This window comes from Stenotrophomonas nitritireducens (genome assembly GCF_050984405.1).
GTDB classification, from domain to species: domain Bacteria; phylum Pseudomonadota; class Gammaproteobacteria; order Xanthomonadales; family Xanthomonadaceae; genus Stenotrophomonas; species Stenotrophomonas nitritireducens_B.
In genome coordinates, this window is sequence record NZ_CP158790.1 from 3,254,970 (window position 1) to 3,270,179 (window position 15,210).

Annotated in this window: 19 protein-coding genes and 1 pseudogene; 13 read left to right on the forward strand and 7 right to left on the reverse strand. The window is 69.9% G+C overall.

The window, feature by feature from the left end:
• Positions 1–5 precede the first annotated feature (5 nt).
• On the forward strand, positions 6–1,208 hold the full coding sequence (locus ABTV91_RS14520) for an endonuclease/exonuclease/phosphatase family protein (RefSeq protein ID WP_433852055.1): 1,203 nt from the start codon (positions 6–8) through the stop codon (positions 1,206–1,208).
• A gap of 146 nt (positions 1,209–1,354) precedes the next feature.
• Here ABTV91_RS14520 and purT read toward each other — a convergent pair whose 3' ends face one another.
• Positions 1,355–2,539, reverse strand: coding sequence for a formate-dependent phosphoribosylglycinamide formyltransferase (gene purT, locus ABTV91_RS14525; RefSeq protein ID WP_433852056.1), 1,185 nt, complete (start codon positions 2,537–2,539; stop codon positions 1,355–1,357).
• A 118-nt stretch (positions 2,540–2,657) separates the two neighbouring features.
• Here purT and ABTV91_RS14530 point away from each other — a divergent pair, with 118 nt between their 5' ends.
• From ABTV91_RS14530 to ABTV91_RS14570, 9 genes are all read left to right on the forward strand, one after another.
• Positions 2,658–3,539 (forward strand): SPFH domain-containing protein, encoded by an 882-nt coding sequence (locus tag ABTV91_RS14530; protein WP_433852057.1) that lies wholly within the window; start codon positions 2,658–2,660, stop codon positions 3,537–3,539.
• A gap of 10 nt (positions 3,540–3,549) precedes the next feature.
• Positions 3,550–3,834, forward strand: coding sequence for a hypothetical protein (locus ABTV91_RS14535; RefSeq protein WP_433852058.1), 285 nt, complete (start codon positions 3,550–3,552; stop codon positions 3,832–3,834).
• Entirely contained in the window at positions 3,834–4,016 is a 183-nt protein-coding gene (locus ABTV91_RS14540; protein ID WP_433852059.1) for an Arc family DNA binding domain-containing protein, read from the forward strand. The genes ABTV91_RS14535 and ABTV91_RS14540 overlap by 1 nt, the downstream gene beginning before the upstream one ends.
• The gene (locus ABTV91_RS14545; RefSeq protein WP_433852060.1) at positions 4,013–4,195 is read left to right on the forward strand and encodes a DUF4177 domain-containing protein; all 183 of its coding nucleotides are present in this window, start codon (positions 4,013–4,015) and stop codon (positions 4,193–4,195) included. Before ABTV91_RS14540 ends, ABTV91_RS14545 begins: the two co-directional genes overlap by 4 nt.
• Before the next feature lies 1 nt (position 4,196).
• Entirely contained in the window at positions 4,197–5,492 is a 1,296-nt protein-coding gene (locus ABTV91_RS14550; protein WP_433852061.1) for an alpha/beta hydrolase, read from the forward strand.
• Complete coding sequence (locus ABTV91_RS14555) at positions 5,489–6,286, forward strand: CPBP family intramembrane glutamic endopeptidase (RefSeq protein ID WP_433852062.1); 798 nt, start codon at positions 5,489–5,491, stop codon at positions 6,284–6,286. Before ABTV91_RS14550 ends, ABTV91_RS14555 begins: the two co-directional genes overlap by 4 nt.
• A gap of 23 nt (positions 6,287–6,309) precedes the next feature.
• The gene (locus ABTV91_RS14560; RefSeq protein ID WP_433852063.1) at positions 6,310–6,870 is read left to right on the forward strand and encodes a PH domain-containing protein; all 561 of its coding nucleotides are present in this window, start codon (positions 6,310–6,312) and stop codon (positions 6,868–6,870) included.
• Between the two features lie 153 nt (positions 6,871–7,023).
• Positions 7,024–7,824 (forward strand): M15 family metallopeptidase, encoded by an 801-nt coding sequence (locus ABTV91_RS14565; protein WP_433852064.1) that lies wholly within the window; start codon positions 7,024–7,026, stop codon positions 7,822–7,824.
• Positions 7,821–8,141: a hypothetical protein gene (locus ABTV91_RS14570; protein ID WP_433852065.1), complete on the forward strand. Its 321-nt coding sequence runs from the start codon at positions 7,821–7,823 to the stop codon at positions 8,139–8,141. The genes ABTV91_RS14565 and ABTV91_RS14570 overlap by 4 nt, the downstream gene beginning before the upstream one ends.
• 3 nt (positions 8,142–8,144) lie before the next feature.
• On the opposite strand, the gene ABTV91_RS14575 is transcribed toward ABTV91_RS14570, so the two are convergent.
• The 6 genes from ABTV91_RS14575 to ABTV91_RS14600 form a co-directional block, all read right to left on the reverse strand.
• Positions 8,145–8,819, reverse strand: coding sequence for a DNA-3-methyladenine glycosylase family protein (locus tag ABTV91_RS14575; protein WP_433852066.1), 675 nt, complete (start codon positions 8,817–8,819; stop codon positions 8,145–8,147).
• A 5-nt stretch (positions 8,820–8,824) separates the two neighbouring features.
• A complete protein-coding gene (locus tag ABTV91_RS14580; protein ID WP_433854195.1) occupies positions 8,825–9,196 on the reverse strand; it encodes a DUF423 domain-containing protein in 372 nt (123 codons plus the stop codon).
• A gap of 174 nt (positions 9,197–9,370) precedes the next feature.
• The gene (locus ABTV91_RS14585) at positions 9,371–10,501 is read right to left on the reverse strand and encodes an SRPBCC family protein (protein ID WP_433852067.1); all 1,131 of its coding nucleotides are present in this window, start codon (positions 10,499–10,501) and stop codon (positions 9,371–9,373) included.
• 351 nt (positions 10,502–10,852) lie between these two features.
• Complete coding sequence (locus ABTV91_RS14590) at positions 10,853–11,008, reverse strand: transcriptional regulator (protein WP_433852068.1); 156 nt, start codon at positions 11,006–11,008, stop codon at positions 10,853–10,855.
• A complete protein-coding gene (locus ABTV91_RS14595) occupies positions 11,005–11,646 on the reverse strand; it encodes a response regulator (protein WP_054666964.1) in 642 nt (213 codons plus the stop codon). Before ABTV91_RS14595 ends, ABTV91_RS14590 begins: the two co-directional genes overlap by 4 nt.
• On the reverse strand, positions 11,646–12,842 hold the full coding sequence (locus ABTV91_RS14600; protein ID WP_433852069.1) for a sensor histidine kinase: 1,197 nt from the start codon (positions 12,840–12,842) through the stop codon (positions 11,646–11,648). The genes ABTV91_RS14595 and ABTV91_RS14600 overlap by 1 nt, the downstream gene beginning before the upstream one ends.
• Positions 12,843–12,989: 147 nt before the next feature.
• Between ABTV91_RS14600 and ABTV91_RS14605 the strand changes: the two genes are divergently transcribed.
• The 3 genes and pseudogenes from ABTV91_RS14605 (at position 12,990) to minD (ending at position 15,208) form a co-directional block, all read left to right on the forward strand.
• Positions 12,990–13,592, forward strand: a complete 603-nt coding sequence (locus tag ABTV91_RS14605) for a GNAT family N-acetyltransferase (protein WP_433852070.1) — start codon at positions 12,990–12,992, stop codon at positions 13,590–13,592.
• Position 13,593: 1 nt separating this feature from the next.
• Positions 13,594–14,362 (forward strand): annotated as a pseudogene (minC, locus tag ABTV91_RS14610) (septum site-determining protein MinC).
• A 36-nt stretch (positions 14,363–14,398) separates the two neighbouring features.
• Positions 14,399–15,208, forward strand: coding sequence for a septum site-determining protein MinD (gene minD, locus ABTV91_RS14615; protein ID WP_433852071.1), 810 nt, complete (start codon positions 14,399–14,401; stop codon positions 15,206–15,208).
• Positions 15,209–15,210: the final 2 nt, after the last annotated feature.

Here is a 15,210-nt window from a genome sequence, read left to right on the forward strand (position 1 = left end):
CCGGCATGAACAGACACTCCCTGCTCCTGGCCCTGACGATGCTCTGCGCCGCCTGCACCAGCACCGCCCCCGCCGCTCCGGACGCGCCCGCGGCCACCGCGCAGCTGCGCCTGGCGACCTACAACACCTCGCTGTACTCGGACGAGGCCGGCGGCCTGATCGCCGAACTGGAAGGCGACAGCGCGCATGCGCGCAAGATCGCCGCGGTGCTGCAGCAGGTCCGCCCGGACCTGGTGCTGCTCAACGAGTTCGATTTCGACGATGCTCACCGCGCCGCCGACCTGTTCCAGCAGCGCTACCTGGAAACGCCGCAGGCCGGCGGCGGCGAAGCATTGCGCTACCCCTACCGCTACCTGGCCCCGGTCAACACCGGCGTGCCCAGCGGCCTGGACCTGGACAACAACGGCAGCGTGGGCGGCAAGGGCCGCGAACGCGGCAACGACGCCTGGGGCTACGGCCTGCATCCCGGCCAGTACGGCATGCTGGTGCTGTCCAGGTACCCGATCGACACCGCCGCCGTGCGCAGCTTCCAGTTGCTGAAGTGGAGCGCGCTGCCGGGCGCGCTGCGGCCGGTCGATCCGGAAACCGGCAAGCCGTTCTGGAACGACGCGGTGTGGTCGCAGCTGCGGCTTTCCTCCAAGTCGCATTGGGACGTGCCGGTGCACACGCCGCTGGGCACGGTGCACGTGCTGGCCTCGCACCCGACGCCGCCGGTGTTCGACGGCCGTGAAAAACGCAACGCCGCGCGCAACCACGACGAGCTGCGGCTGTGGAAGGAATATCTCGACGGCGGCGACACGCCGTGGCTGTGCGACGACCAGGGCCGCTGCGGCGGGCTGGCGGCGGACGCGCGCTTCGTGATCGTCGGCGACCTCAACAACGACCCGGTGGACGGCGACGGCCGCCACGACGCCATCCTCGAACTGCTCGAACACCCGCGCGTGCTGCGCTACCCCACCCCGACCAGCGTCGGCGGCGAGCAGACCAGCCTGGCCTATGCCGAGAAGGGCATCGCGCGCCGCGGCGCGCCACAGCACGCCACCGGCGACTTCGGCCCGCGCTCGGGCACGATGCGGCTGGACTACGTGCTGCCCTCGACCGGTTTCAGCTACATCGGCAGCGGCGTGTTCTGGCCGGCCGACGGCAGCGCGGAAGCGGCGATCGCCGACGGCAGCGACCACCACCTGGTGTGGGTGGACGTGCGCTGAGGTTGCACGCAATGCAACGAGGGTCATAACGAAGAACGCCGGCGATCGCCGGCGTTCTTCGTTGCCCTTGCAGGAGCGCACTTCAGTGCGCGATGGGGCTTCACCGGGAAAGCTACATCGCGCACTGAAGTGCGCTCCTGCACCCGTCAGCGCAGTTCGATGCCGATGGCTTCGGCCGCTTCGCGGGCGATGGCGCGGGCCTGCTCCACGTCCGCGGCGCGCGCCAGGGTGACGCCGACGCGGCGCTGGCCCTGCACTACCGGCTTGCCGAACAGGCGCAGCGCGGTGTCCGGCGCGCGCAGCGCGGCATCGACGCCGCTGAAGAACGGCACGCCGTTGCCCTGCGCCAGCATCGCGCACGACGCCGACGGCCCGTGGTGGCAGATCACGGGAACGGGCAGGCCGAGGATGGCGCGCGCGTGCAGCGCGAATTCGCTCAGCTCCTGCGAGGCCAGCGTCACCAGCCCGGTGTCGTGCGGGCGCGGGCTGACTTCGCTGAACCACACTTCGTCGTTCTTCACGAACAGCTCCACGCCGAACACGCCCCAGCCGCCGAGATCGTCGGTGATGGCGCGCGCCACGTCCTGCGCGCGCGCCAGCGCGGTGGCCGACATCGCCTGCGGCTGCCAGCTCTCGCGGTAGTCGCCGTCGCGCTGCAGGTGGCCGATCGGATCGCAGAACGCGGTGCCGCCGGCGTGGCGCACGGTCAGCAGGGTGATTTCGTAGTCGAAATCGATGAAGCCCTCGACGATGCAGCGCCCGGCGCCGGCGCGGCCGCCGGTCTGCGCGTAATCCCACGCCGGGCCGATGTCGGCCTCGCTGCGCACCGTGCTCTGGCCCTTGCCCGAGGACGACATCACCGGCTTGACCACGCACGGCAGGCCGATGGCCTGCACCGCGGCGCGGTACTCGGCTTCTGTATCGACGAAGCGGTACGCCGAGGTCGGCAGGCCCAGCGTTTCGGCGGCCAGCCGGCGGATGCCCTCGCGGTCCATGGTCAGGCGCGCGGCGCGCGCGGTGGGAATGACCCGCAGGTTCTGCGCGGCTTCCAGCTCCACCAGGGTCTGGGTGTGGATGGCCTCGATCTCGGGCACCACCAGGTGCGGCTGTTCCAGCGCGATCACCGCGCGCAGCGCGGCCGGGTCGAGCATGTCGATGACGTGGCTGCGGTGCGCGACCTGCATCGCCGGCGCGTCCGCGTAGCGGTCGACGGCGACGACTTCCACGCCGAAGCGCTGCAGTTCGATCGCCACTTCCTTGCCCAGTTCGCCCGAGCCGAGCAGCAGCACGCGGGTGGCGGAAGGCGACAGCGGGGTACCAAGGCAGGTCATCGGGCGGATCCGGGCGGGAACAGGGCCGCACATTCTAGCCGCGGCCCCTCTCCCCGCCCCTCTTGCATGCTGATATCAATTTGATATCTTCCATTTCAACCACCACGGAAGACGCGCCATGAAAGAGAAAGCCCTCGGTTCCCTGCCCGGCATCCCCACCCTGCTGGGCTCGCTCGTCCTGATGCTGGCCGGCGTGGCCGCCTTCATCACCGCGGTGGCGCTCACCAAAACCGGCGCGGGCGGCGGTGGCCCGTACGTCATCTTCGGCGTGGTCGTGGTGGTGGCCGGCATCTTCATCAGCACCGGCCTGTACATGGTCCAGCCCAACCAGGCCGCGGTGCTGAGCCTGTTCGGCAAGTACGTGGGCACGGTCAAGGACAACGGCCTGCGCTGGAACAACCCCTTCTTCACCAAGAAGAAGGTCAGCCAGCGCGTGCGCAACTTCGAAAGCGGCAAGCTCAAGGTCAACGAACTGGACGGCTCGCCCATCGAGATCGCCGCGGTGATCGTGTGGCAGGTGGTGGACGCCTCCGAAGCGGTCTACAACGTCGACGACTACGAGAGCTTCGTGCACATCCAGTCCGAATCGGCGCTGCGCGCGATGGCCACCAGCTACCCCTACGACCAGCACGAGGAAGGCCAGCTGTCGCTGCGCAGCCATGCCAGCGAGATTTCCCAGCACCTGCAGGACGAACTGGCCGAGCGCCTGGCCGACGCCGGCGTGCAGGTGCTCGACGCGCGCATCAGCCACCTGGCCTACGCGCCAGAAATCGCCCAGGCGATGCTGCAGCGGCAGCAGGCCAACGCGGTCATCGCCGCCCGCCAGCGCATCGTCGCCGGCGCCGTGGGCATGGTCGAAATGGCGCTGTCCGAACTGCAGAAGAGCGGTCTGGTCGCGCTGGACGAGGAACGCAAGGCGCAGATGGTCGGCAACCTGCTCACCGTGCTGTGCTCGGACCGCGGCACCCAGCCGGTGGTCAACACCGGCTCGCTGTACTGAAGGCACCGTGATGAATGACGTGCTCGCCGCGCTGATCGTCGCTCTCACCGGCCTGCCGGCCCTGGGCATCGCCGCCTGGAGCAGCCGCGACGGCAGCCGGCATGCCCGCGGCCTGGGGCTGCGCTGGGCGCTGATCGCGCTGAGCCTGTTCCTCGGCGCCATCGGCCTGTACCTGGCCGCCGGCAACCGCATGGCCACCTATGGCGTGGCGATCGCGCTGGTGGTGGTCGTCAACGCGCTGGGCGTCGCGCTGGTCCTGCACCTGCGCCGCGCGCCGGCGGGGACGGGACGGTAGTGAGCGAGAAGAAGGCCTACCCGCTGCGCATCAACGCCGACGTGCTGGCGGCGGCGCAGCGCTGGGCCGATGACGAACTGCGCAGCCTCAACGCGCAGATCGAGTACGTGATACGCGACGCCCTGCGCAAGGCCGGGCGGCTGCCCGCACCGAAGCACGAATCCAGCGAGGAAGAACCATGAACAAGCAATGGAAGTATCTCGTCGTCAAAGTGGACACCAGCGTATTCGGCGGCTTCAAGATGGAGACGCTGCAGGAGGAACTGGACAAGCAGGGCCGGCTGGGCTGGGAGCTGGTCAACGTGGTGCATTCCATGCCCGGCTATTCCTCGCCGACCCTGCTGTTCAAGCGGGAGGCCTGAGGTGCGGCGCCTGCAGGCATGGATCGCCGGCGTCGCACTCGCGATCTCGGCCACCGCATCGGCCGCCGATTCTCCCGTCGCCCTGGCCACGCGCCTGCTCGACCAGCTCGACGCCGGCCAGTACGCCGCCGCCGAAGCCACGTTCTCGCCGCAGATGAAGGCCGCGGTGCCCGCCGAGAAGCTCAAGACCGTGTGGGAATCGCTGCCCGCGCAGCTGGGTGCGGCGGGCAGGCGCGGCGAGGCCACGACCAGCGAAGCCGACGGTTTCCGCATCGTCGTCATCCCGCTGGAATACGCCGCCGCCAGCGTGCTGGCGCGCGTGGTGCTGGACAAGGACGACCGCATCGCCGGCTTCCTGGTGCAGCCGGCGCCGCCACCGCCCCCGCCGGCGCTCACCGACGCACCCTTCATCGAGCAGGGCATCACCCTGCCCGCCACCGCGTCGGGCAAGCCGGGGCTGCCGGGCACGCTGGTCCTGCCGCGGACCAGGGCGCCGTTCCCGGCCGTGGTGCTGGTGCACGGCTCGGGTCCGCAGGACCGCGACGAGAGCATCGGCGCCAACCGCCCGTTCCTGGACATCGCGCGCGGCCTGGCCGCGCACGGCATCGCCACGCTGCGCTACGACAAGCGCACCCGGGGGCGGCCGCAGGATTTCCAGGGCGCGTTCGGCATCGACGACGAAACGACCGACGATGCCGTCGCCGCCGTCGCGGCGCTGGCCAGCAACGCCGCCAGCGACCGCGACCGCATCTACGTGCTCGGCCACAGCCAGGGCGGCATGCTCGCCGGCCGCATCGCCGACAACAGCCAGGGCAAGGTCGCCGGGTTGATCCTGCTGGCCGCGCCCGCGCGGCCGATCCTCGACCTGCTCGGCGAGCAGAACCGCTACCTGGCCAATCTCGATGGCAGCATCAGCGCCGCGGAACAGACGCACCTGGATGCGCTCGACGCGGCCATCGCCAACGTGCGCCGCGATCACGGGGCGAAACTGCTGGAGCTTCCGGGCCGCTACTGGCAGCAGCTGGAGCAGGTCGATCCCGTCGCCGACGCGCGCGACAGCGGGTTGCCGGTGCTGCTGCTGCACGGCGGCCGCGACTTCCAGGTGATCGACGCCGACTGGCAGCGCTGGAAGCAGGGCCTGCAGGGCCCACGCTACCGCTTCCATCTCTATCCCGCGCTCAACCACCTCGGCATCGCCGGCGAAGGCCCCGGCACGCTGGACGAGTACCGGAAGCCCGGCCACGTCGATGCCACGCTGATCGACGACATCGCCCGCTGGGTGGAGGCGCAGCGGTGAATTCCGCCGTGGCCGCGCCGGCGTGGAAGATCGACCTGAAGATCGCCGGCGTGCTCGCATTGGCCGCCGCGCTGGCCACCGCCGGCCTGTTCCCCTACCTGCTGCAGCTCATGCCGGAGAAGCTGGCGCGCATTCCGCTGCCGCTGCCGTTGCTGGTGACCGTGCAGTCGCTGCAGGCCTTCGTGCTGCTCGGCGCGCTGTCGCTGCTGGGCCTGCGCATGGGCCACCGGCTCGGCCTGGGCGCGCCGCTGCTGCGGCGCTGGCTCGGCGGCGGACAGGACAGCGCGCAGCGCCCTGCGCCGCTGCAGGCGATCCTGCTGGGCAGCGCCTCGGGCGCGGTGGTGCTGCTGTGCGCGCAGTGGATCGACCCGTGGCTGCCCACGATGATCAACCCGCCACAGGCCACGGCCGCCGGCATGTCCGCCTTCAACGGGCTGCTGGCCTCGTTCTACGGCGGCATCGCCGAAGAGCTGCAGCTGCGGCTGTTCCTGATGACGCTGATGCTGTGGGTGGTCGCCCGCCTGCGCCGGCGCCTGCCGGGAAACGCGGCCTTCCACGTGGCCATCGTGCTGGCCGCCGTGCTGTTCGGCGTCGGCCACCTGCCCGCCGCCGCCCAGCTGTGGGGACTGGATGCCATCGTCGTGCTGCGCACCATCGTCCTCAACGCGCTGGTCGGCTGCGTCTGCGGCTGGCTGTACTGGCGGCGCGGGCTGGAGATGGCGATGCTCGCCCATTTCAGCGCCGACATCGTGCTGCACGTGCTGGCGCCTTTGCCGGGAGCCGGCGCGCCATGACGTTTCCCGGAGGAACCCGCGCAATGCCGTCCGGGACACACGCACCGAAGGATTACCCGGTCGCCCCGCCGACCGGCATGCCGATGCTGGTCCTGTGGGCAATCCTGGCGGCGGCGATCGTGCTGCCGCTGGCCCTGATGCCCGGCGACAAGGGCATGGCCGATCTGGCGAGCCCTCGCGCCTGGCTGAGTCCGGGGCTGGTGGCACTGACCGGCGTAGTGGTGAGCCTGGCCTACCTGCGCCGGCGCATCACGCTCGGCGCCGGCGGCCTGGTCGTCCGCTCCACGTTCTATACCAGGACCGTGGCCGTCAGCGCGATGCGGCTGGAACGGGCGCGCATCGTCGACCTGGCCGAACACCGCGAACTGAAACCGGCGATCAAGACCAACGGCTACGCCCTGCCGGGCTTCCGCTCCGGCCACTTCCGCATGCGCGACGGCGGCAAGGCGTTCTGCCTGGTCACCGACAACAGCCGCGTGCTGGCGTTGCCGCTGCGCGACGGCGCGCTGGTGCTGCTTTCGCCGGAGCATCCCCGCGCCCTGCTCGACGCGCTGGAGCAACGGGCCGGCGACTCCACCGCGTAGAGGCAGGGCCTGCCCCGCATGCGATTCCGCGCAATGCCGGACAGGTCTGACACGGACGCTGGATGCCATGCCAACAAGTCCCGCCTCCACGGCAGCGCCTTCCTTCCTCTCCCGGCATTCGACAGCCCCGCATCGATAGCCCAAGCTAGCCCCATGCGCCCCGCTCCACGCCTGCTGCTCAATACCCCCGACATCGAACTGTGGCCCGCCGGCCTGCTGCGCGCGCGCGGCAGCCACGATGCGCGCCTGCTCTCCCGCGCGCGCACGGTGCTGCGGCGCAAGCGCGACGGGCGTTATCTGGCGGCGGTGCTGCCGGAGGGATTGATGCCGATGGTCGAACGCCTGGCCCGCGAGCCGGGGATCGACGAGGCACTGCAGCGTCTCGAAGATCCCCTGCTGCGGCGCGGCGCGCCAGCGGAAACGCCGCTGCCGCTGGAGCGCCTGAACGAACGCCTGCACTGCCTCGGCCTGGACGAAAGTTATGCCGACCGCAGCGGCCTGGTGCTGGTGGCCGAACCGTCCTGCCTGCATCTGGCCGGCCTGGACCGTTACCGCCGCGCCCTGTGGCTGACCCGCGGCGCCGCGCGCGCCTGGCAGCGCCTGCATGGCGCCGCCGCGGCCGACGGCATCGCCCTGCACGCGATCTCCGGCTACCGCAGCCACGACTACCAGCTGGGCATTTTCGAACGCAAACTCGCGCGCGGCCTGGGCGTGGCCCAGATCCTCACCGTCAATGCGGCGCCCGGCTACAGCGAGCACCACGGCGGCAACGCGCTGGACATCGGCACGCCGGGCGAGCCGCCGGCGGAAGAATCTTTCGAGCGCACGCCCGCCTTCGCCTGGCTGCAGGCCAACGCCGGCGATTTCGGCTTCCGCATGAGCTACCCGCGCGACAACCCGCACGGCATCGTCTACGAGCCGTGGCACTGGTGCTTCGGCGGCGCCGCGCGGTGAGCGGGGTCTCGATGCCATCGACCGGAAACCCGCGGCGGCTCGCCGCGCGGGTGCTGGCGATCATCACCGCGGGCATCGCCGCCCTGCTCGCGGGCGTCAGCGTCCAATCGCTCTCCGGGCTCATGGGCTGTGGCGGCGGCTACCTGTTCGTCTTCGCCCTGATTGCCCTGGGCGGTCTGCTGCTGGTCATGCTGGCCGTCACCCTCGCCGTGGACTGGCGGGTGCTCCGCTGGCTGTTGCCGGCGCTGCTGATCGGGCTGGCGACCCTCGTCGCGCTGGCCTTGCTGCCCTCGGTCCACTGCCCGTATCCGGGCTGACGCTCAATCCTGCGACCGGTTGGTCTTCGCGCCGCCGGCATCGGCCAGGTCGGCGATCCGCCACAGGTACAGGCTGGCCCAGGTGCGGTACGGGCCCCAGCGTTCGCCGCGCGCCTGCAGCTCGCGCGGCGTGGGCATCGTGTCGCTCCCGTCCACCCGCTGCGCGCCCTTGCGGATGCCCAGGTCGTCCACCGGCAGGATGTCCGGCCGGCCGAGCCGGAACATCAGCATCATCTCCACCGTCCAGCGGCCGATGCCGCGGATCGGCACCAGCGCTTCGACGATGGCGTCGTGATGCATCCACGCCATCTGCCGGGTCGAGGGAATTTCGCCGGCCAGCTCGCGCCGCGCCAGGTCGCGCAGCGCCAGCGCCTTGTTGCCCGACACGCCGCAGGCGCGCAGGCCGGCGTCGTCGATGCGGGCCAGCGTGTCGGCGTGCAGGCGCGGGCTGCCGATGGCCGCCTCCACCCGCCCGACGATGGTCGAGGCGGCCTTGCCGCTGAGCTGCTGGAACAAAATGGCGCGCGCCAGCGCGTCGACCGGGTCGAACGGACGCCGCCATCCCGGCGGCGCTTCCAGCGGGCCGACGCGGCGGATCCAGCCCGCCAGGCGCCGGTCGCGGCGCTGCAGGTGCGCCAGCGCCTGCTCCACATCGAAACCGCGCGCATGCCGGGGCATCGCGGCTACCGTTTCAGCGCGCTGAGCGCCAGCAGCACCCAGCCGGCCATCAGCGCGGTGCCGCCGGCCGGCGCCAGGCGCGTCGGCCACAGCCCCAGCGCGCCGCCGGCCACGCTGCCGGAGAACAGCAGCACGCCCAGCAGCAGGACGTACAGCGCGGTGCGTCCGGCCGCGTTCAACGAGGCCGGGCCGAGCACCGCCAGCACGGCACCATGGCCGAAGGCGTACAGCGCGGCGGTGTCGAGGTGGGACTGCGCCAGCGGATCGTTCACCGCATGCGAGGCGTAGGCCGACAACCCCACCGCGGACGCGGCCAGCAACGCCCCGCAGAACGCCAGCAGCGATGGCTTGCGCACCCTCCGTTCCATTCCCAGCATCATCCTTCCCCCGGTTCGTCGGCCACCACGGCGTGGCCCATGATCGCCCGGACGCTGATCGCTACGCCTGCCTGGACGCGCGTCCGGTTGCCGCCAGGCAGGGAGGCAACAAAAAACGCGCCGCTGGAGGCGGCGCGTTTTCTGTGCATCACTTCATCTTCCGCGACGGGCCGGTTACTTGACCGACCAGTACACGTCGTAGGTGCCGTCGGTGGTGAAGGCCTTGTCCACGCCGCCCTTCCACGATTCGTACGGACGGTCGATCACCTCGTAGCCGGCGGTGGTCGCCCAGGCGCGCAGCGCGTTGCGGGCCACGTCCAGACCCGCCATGTGGCCGGTGTAGGACGCGAACGCCGAGCGGTGCGCATCGGCATGCACGTAGGTGACCGGGTTGCCGGACGGGATCTTCACGTCGAGCTTGCCATCGGCGGCGGCGACCGGAGCGGCCTCGGCCTTGTCGGCCTCGCCTTCCTTCTTGTCGCCGGCAGCAGCGGCGCCGCTCTTCTTGCGGACCGGCTGGGCCACGTCGAAGGCGTACTTCTCGGCGCCGAAGTCGGTGGTCACGATGCGCACCGGGCCGGCGGCCTCCAGGCCGTTGGCTTCCATCGCGCGCTTGATCCACTCCTGGTTGTCCTGGATGGACTTGCGGATGCTCTCGTTGCTGCGGTCGATGTTGCCGGCGTTGACCACCAGCAGGTCCTCGGCCGGCACTTCCACCAGCTTCAGGTCGGTCAGCGGGGCTTCCGGTGCGCGGTAGTCGACGTTCGGCACCGAGGCCAGCATGTTGGCCAGGCGCGACAGGCCCAGCTTCAGGTCGTCGCCGATGTGGCGGCTGACGTACAGGCCGGCGTAGCGGCCGAACAGGTCGAAGCCGTAGTTGACCGAGTAGTCCTGGGTGATCTTGACGTTGCGGTCGTTCTTGCCGGTCGGTTCAAGGGTGAAGGTGGTGACCTTGTCCTTGCCCTTGGTCTGGTCCTCGATGGCGATCACGACGCGCTTGTTCTGCTCGCTGTCGGTGATCTTCCAGCTGCCCGAACCCAGGTCCCTGGAGGTGTACTCCATGCTGGCGCCCGCGCCGGCGTCCGGACCGCTGTACTTCAGCTCGATGCTCTTGTCACGCAGCACCAGCGGGTTCCAGTCCTTGAAGCGGCGCAGGCTGTTGACCGTGTCATACACGATCGTCATCTTGCGGTTGGTTTCGATGCTTTCGGAAATATGGCGCTCGCCCGGGAGGCACACGCCAATGATGACGAACAGGCCAGCCACGATCCCCAAGGCGATCAGGAACTCGATAATACGGGTCATTCAGGAGTCTCCGGGGCCGATCCCACGGCCGGGTTGATTGAAGCGAAGCCCCCATCCTATCAGGCTTTGCGCAGGTTGTTGACGGATTTGGCGCACCGGTTTCCGTGTCCGGTGCAGGCATGCGGGCCGAAGGCCGTAAAGGGTACCTCCTGCCTCGGCTGCCGTGCGCGCTGTCACGCGAAGGCCCGGGTGGCGAAGGAGCCCGGCGCGCCCATTTTCCCTCCACACATGGTCTTCACACCAGCCGTTCCTTGAGATTCATTCGAAAGCAGATTCCGCCATGTCGGCATCGCCATCCGCGGCGCCCGGCACCGGACGCAACCGTACGGCATGGCACGCGCGCCGCCCGGTTCACACCGGCTGCAGCTCGAAGGCCTTGAGCACCGCCCGGGTGCGGTCGCGCACGCCCAGCTTGCTGAGGGTGAGGCGGCAGCGCTCACGCGGCACCGCCTCGTGCTGCCGGCGAACGCCCGCCGCGCTGCGGCGGGCCGGGCATCCTGGCTTCATACCAGCTGCAGCTCGAAGGCCTTGAGCACCGCCCGGGTGCGGTCGCGCACGCCCAGCTTGCTGAGAATGTTGGAAACGTGGTTCTTGATGGTGCCTTCGGCCACGCCCAGCGAATTGGCGATCTCCTTGTTGGAGAAGCCGCTGGCCATCAGCCGCAGGATCTCGGTCTCGCGGTCGGTCAGCGGGTCGGGCCGGTCGAGGCTGACGAACTCGTTGCGCATGTGTTCCAGCCCCGACAGCAGGCGCTGGGTCACCGCCGGCTGCACCAGCGACCCGCCCTCGGCCACGGTGCGGATCGCCCCGACCAGCTGCTCCAGGGTCACGTCCTTGAGCAGGTAGCCCTTGGCGCCGGCCTTGAGCCCGGCCAGCACCAGCTGGTCGTCGTCGAAGGTGGTGAGGATGATCGCCGGCGGCAGCTGCCCCAGCCGCGACAGGGTCTGCAGCGCCTCCAGGCCGGACATCACCGGCATGCGCATGTCCATCAGCACCACGTCCGGCGCCACCTGCGGGATCATCTCCACCGCCTGGCGGCCGTCGGTGGCCTCGGCCACCACCTCGATGCCGTCGTCCAGCGCCAGCAGCGAACGGATGCCCTGCCGTACCAGGGTTTGGTCATCGACCAGACAGACGCGGATCATCAGTTCACTCCTTGCGGCCCGGAGGCCAGCATCATATTGGTTGCCACCGGCAGCGAGGCGCGAAGGTGGAAGCCTTCGCCGCGCCGTGCCGACACGTCCAGTTCGCCGCCATACTGCGACAGGCGTTCGCGCATGCCGCGCAGCCCGTTGCCGGGCAGGATGTCCTCGACCTCGCCGCCGACGCCATCGTCGCGGGCGTCGATCACGATGCGCCCGCGGTCGCGCTCGACCCGGATCCACAGGTTGCGGGCGCCGGCATGGCGCACCGCGTTGGTGATCACTTCCTGGGTGCAGCGCAGCAGCACGTGGGCGCGCTCGGGGTCTTCCACGCTCAGCGGGTCGTCCATGTCCAGGTGGATCTCGAGCGAGGGCACGCGCTCGGCCAGTGGCCGCAGCGCCGCGGCCAGGTCGATCGCCCCGCTCTCGCGCAGCTGGCTGACCGCCTCGCGCACGTCGGTGAGCAGCAGCTTGGCCAGGGTATGGGCCTGGCGCACATGCTCCTGCGCCTGGCCCTCGGTGATGTGCCCGGCCACCTCGAGGTTCAGGCTCAGCGCGGTCAGGTGGTGGCCGAGCAGGTCGTGCAGCTCGCGGGAAATGCGCGTGCGCTCGTTGACCCGGGCGCTTTCGGCCAGCAGCAGGCGGGTGGCGCGCAGCTCGGCGTTGAGCCGGCGCTGCTCCTCGCGGGCCTGGGTCTGCTGCCGCGCCACGAGGCTGGTCACGAAGATGAACATCGAGAAGCCGCCATACAGCAGCGACTGCATCAGCGCCTCGAACATCGAGAAGCCCAGCATCAGGTACACCGGCAGCACCGTCAGCTGGCTCAGCAGCAGCCACAGCACGCCCATGCGCACCGGCAGCAGCCATGGGATGACCCCGGCCGCGACCATCATCAGGATGCTGCCCAGGCCCGAGCCGTTGAGGAAACTGACCGCCAGCGCGCACAGGGTAAGCACCACCAGCAGCAGGCGGTCGTACCAGTGCGCGTGGCCGCCGCTGTTGAGCCGGCGGGTCAACCAGAAATAGCAGCCGCCAAACGCGGCATAGACCACGAACAGCCACAGCACCTCGCCCGGCCACCCGGGCACGGCCTCCTCGTCCAGTGCGTACTGGCTGTAGATGAGCGGCAGGCTGACGATGGCCCAGGTGAACAGGCCGGCCAGGCGCAGGACGCGGGTATGGCTGAGGTATCCCAACATGCGTGCATGGTAAGGAGCCCGGGCGCTTCGCGCCCTCCCACGGAAGTCATGCCCGGCCGGCGCTCGCCGGGTCCGGCCGGCCATGCGATAATCGCCGGCCAGCCCCCACCCCCACTCGGGGCCGACCGCTTCACCCACGGAGTCACAATGTCGATCGTCATCCGCGACGTGCGCGAGCACGAGCTCGATTCCGTCCTGGCACTGAACAACAACGCCGGCCTGGCCATCCTGCCGCTGGATGCCGCCAAGATCCGCCGCTTCTACGAGACCGCCGAGTATTTCCGCGTCGCCGAGCGCGACGGCAACATGGCCGGCTTCCTGGTGGGTTACGGCAGCAGCAGCGAGCACGACAGCTGCAACTTCGCCTGGTTCCAGCAGCGTTACCCCAGCTTCTTCTATATCGACCGCATCGTGGTCGCCAGCCGCCGTCGCGGCGGCGGCGTCGGCCGTGCGTTCTACGCCGATGCGCAGAGCTACGCCGAGCTGCGCTACCCGCAGATGGCCTGCGAGGTGTTCCTGGACCACGGCGCCGACGCCGCGCTGCTGTTCCACGGCAGCTTCGGCTTCCGCGAGGTCGGGCAGAACACGATGCACAACGCCCAGGGCGAGGTGGACGTGCGTGCCAGCATGCTGCTCAAGGACCTATGCAGCTACGAGTGGGTGAAGGAAACCTATGGCGACAACCTGCCCGATGTTCCATGGGTGGGCCACACACGCCGGCCCATGCAGCAGCGGCCGACGGGAACCTGAGATGGCAGTGAATCCGGATTACGAACAGGCAGGCGAACTGAAGATCGGGCAGGTGGGCATCGCCAACCTGCGCATCCGCACCCTCGACGTGGAGCGGCTGGTACAGGAAATGCGCGAGCGCGTGGCGCGCGCGCCCAAGCTGTTCGGGCGCGCCGCGGTCATCCTCGACTTCGGCGGCCTGAGCCGCGTTCCCGACCAGGCCAGCGCCCAGGCGCTTCTGGACGGGCTGCGCGATGCCGGCGTGCTGCCGGTGGCGCTGGCCTACGGCACCACGGAAGTGGAACAGCTCTCCGTCCAGCTCGGGCTGCCGCTGCTGGCCAAGTTCCGCGCCCAGTACGAGCGCGCCGAGGCCGCGCCCGCGGCACCGCCGCCGGCCCCCGCCCCGGCGCGCGCGCGCGCCCGAACCGGCGCCCGCACCCTCGCCCGCGGCGCCCGCCGCGCAGCCCGGCCGCATGCAGCTGGGCGCGGTGCGCTCGGGCCAGCAGCTGTACGCGGAGAACTGCGACCTGACCGTACTCTCAACGGTGGGTGCCGGCGCCGAGGTGATCGCCGACGGCAGCATCCACATCTACGGTACCCTGCGTGGCCGCGCCCTCGCCGGCGCGCAGGGCAATACCGGCGCCCGCATCTTCTGCCGCGACTTCCACGCTGAACTGGTCGCGATTGCGGGACGATACAAGGTGCTGGACGATATTCCCGACAACCTGCGCGGCAAGGCCGTGCAGGTCTGGCTGGAACAGGACCAGATCATGATCGCTGCGCTGGATTGACGCGCAGCCCACCACGGAACATTCAGGAGAAATCCTTTGGCTGAAATCATCGTAGTCACCTCCGGCAAGGGCGGCGTCGGCAAGACCACCTCCAGCGCCAGCATCGCGTGCGGCCTGGCCCGCCGCGGCAAGAAGGTCGCCGTCATCGACTTCGACGTCGGCCTGCGCAACCTGGACCTGATCATGGGCTGCGAGCGCCGGGTGGTGTACGACTTCGTCAACGTCGTTCATGGCGAGGCCACGCTGAAGCAGGCCCTGATCAAGGACAAGCGCTTCGACAACCTGTACGTGCTGGCCGCCTCGCAGACCCGCGACAAGGACGCGCTGAACAAGGAAGGCGTGGAGAAGGTGCTCAAGGACCTGGCCGCCGACGGCTTCGACTTCATCATCTGCGACTCGCCGGCCGGCATCGAGAAGGGCGCCTTCCTGGCGATGTACTTCGCCGATCGCGCCGTGGTGGTGGTGAACCCGGAAGTGTCCTCGGTGCGCGACTCGGACCGCATCATCGGCCTGCTCGACTCCAAGACCGCCAACGCCGAGGCCGGCAAGAACGTGCCCGCCTTCCTGCTGCTGACCCGCTACAGCCCCTCGCGCGTGGAAAGCGGCGAGATGCTCAGCATCGGCGACGTCGAGGAAGTGCTGGGGCTGAAGGCGATCGGCGTGATCCCCGAGTCCGGCGACGTGCTCAACGCCTCCAACAAGGGCGAGCCGGTGATCCTGGACACCGAATCCATGGCCGGCCAGGCCTATGAGGACGCGGTCGGCCGCATCCTCGGCGAGGAGCGCCCGATGCGCTTCACTTCCGTGGAGAAGAAGGGCTTCTTCAGCAAGCTGTTCGGAGGGTGACG

What these genes read in the sequence shown, in the direction of transcription:
- ABTV91_RS14545 (WP_433852060.1), top strand. Translation starts at nt 4,013, where the DNA reads ATGAACAAGCAATGGAAGTATCTCGTCGTCAAAGTGGACACCAGCGTA.
- ABTV91_RS14605 (WP_433852070.1), top strand. Translation starts at nt 12,990, where the DNA reads ATGTCGATCGTCATCCGCGACGTGCGCGAGCACGAGCTCGATTCCGTC.
- ABTV91_RS14575 (WP_433852066.1), bottom strand. Translation starts at nt 8,819, where the DNA reads ATGCCCCGGCATGCGCGCGGTTTCGATGTGGAGCAGGCGCTGGCGCAC.
- ABTV91_RS14585 (WP_433852067.1), bottom strand. Translation starts at nt 10,501, where the DNA reads ATGACCCGTATTATCGAGTTCCTGATCGCCTTGGGGATCGTGGCTGGC.
- ABTV91_RS14560 (WP_433852063.1), top strand. Translation starts at nt 6,310, where the DNA reads ATGCCGTCCGGGACACACGCACCGAAGGATTACCCGGTCGCCCCGCCG.
- ABTV91_RS14565 (WP_433852064.1), top strand. Translation starts at nt 7,024, where the DNA reads ATGCGCCCCGCTCCACGCCTGCTGCTCAATACCCCCGACATCGAACTG.
- ABTV91_RS14600 (WP_433852069.1), bottom strand. Translation starts at nt 12,842, where the DNA reads ATGTTGGGATACCTCAGCCATACCCGCGTCCTGCGCCTGGCCGGCCTG.
- ABTV91_RS14595 (WP_054666964.1), bottom strand. Translation starts at nt 11,646, where the DNA reads ATGATCCGCGTCTGTCTGGTCGATGACCAAACCCTGGTACGGCAGGGC.
- ABTV91_RS14535 (WP_433852058.1), top strand. Translation starts at nt 3,550, where the DNA reads ATGAATGACGTGCTCGCCGCGCTGATCGTCGCTCTCACCGGCCTGCCG.
- ABTV91_RS14580 (WP_433854195.1), bottom strand. Translation starts at nt 9,196, where the DNA reads ATGCTGGGAATGGAACGGAGGGTGCGCAAGCCATCGCTGCTGGCGTTC.
- ABTV91_RS14520 (WP_433852055.1), top strand. Translation starts at nt 6, where the DNA reads ATGAACAGACACTCCCTGCTCCTGGCCCTGACGATGCTCTGCGCCGCC.
- purT (WP_433852056.1), bottom strand. Translation starts at nt 2,539, where the DNA reads ATGACCTGCCTTGGTACCCCGCTGTCGCCTTCCGCCACCCGCGTGCTG.
- ABTV91_RS14590 (WP_433852068.1), bottom strand. Translation starts at nt 11,008, where the DNA reads ATGAAGCCAGGATGCCCGGCCCGCCGCAGCGCGGCGGGCGTTCGCCGG.
- ABTV91_RS14530 (WP_433852057.1), top strand. Translation starts at nt 2,658, where the DNA reads ATGAAAGAGAAAGCCCTCGGTTCCCTGCCCGGCATCCCCACCCTGCTG.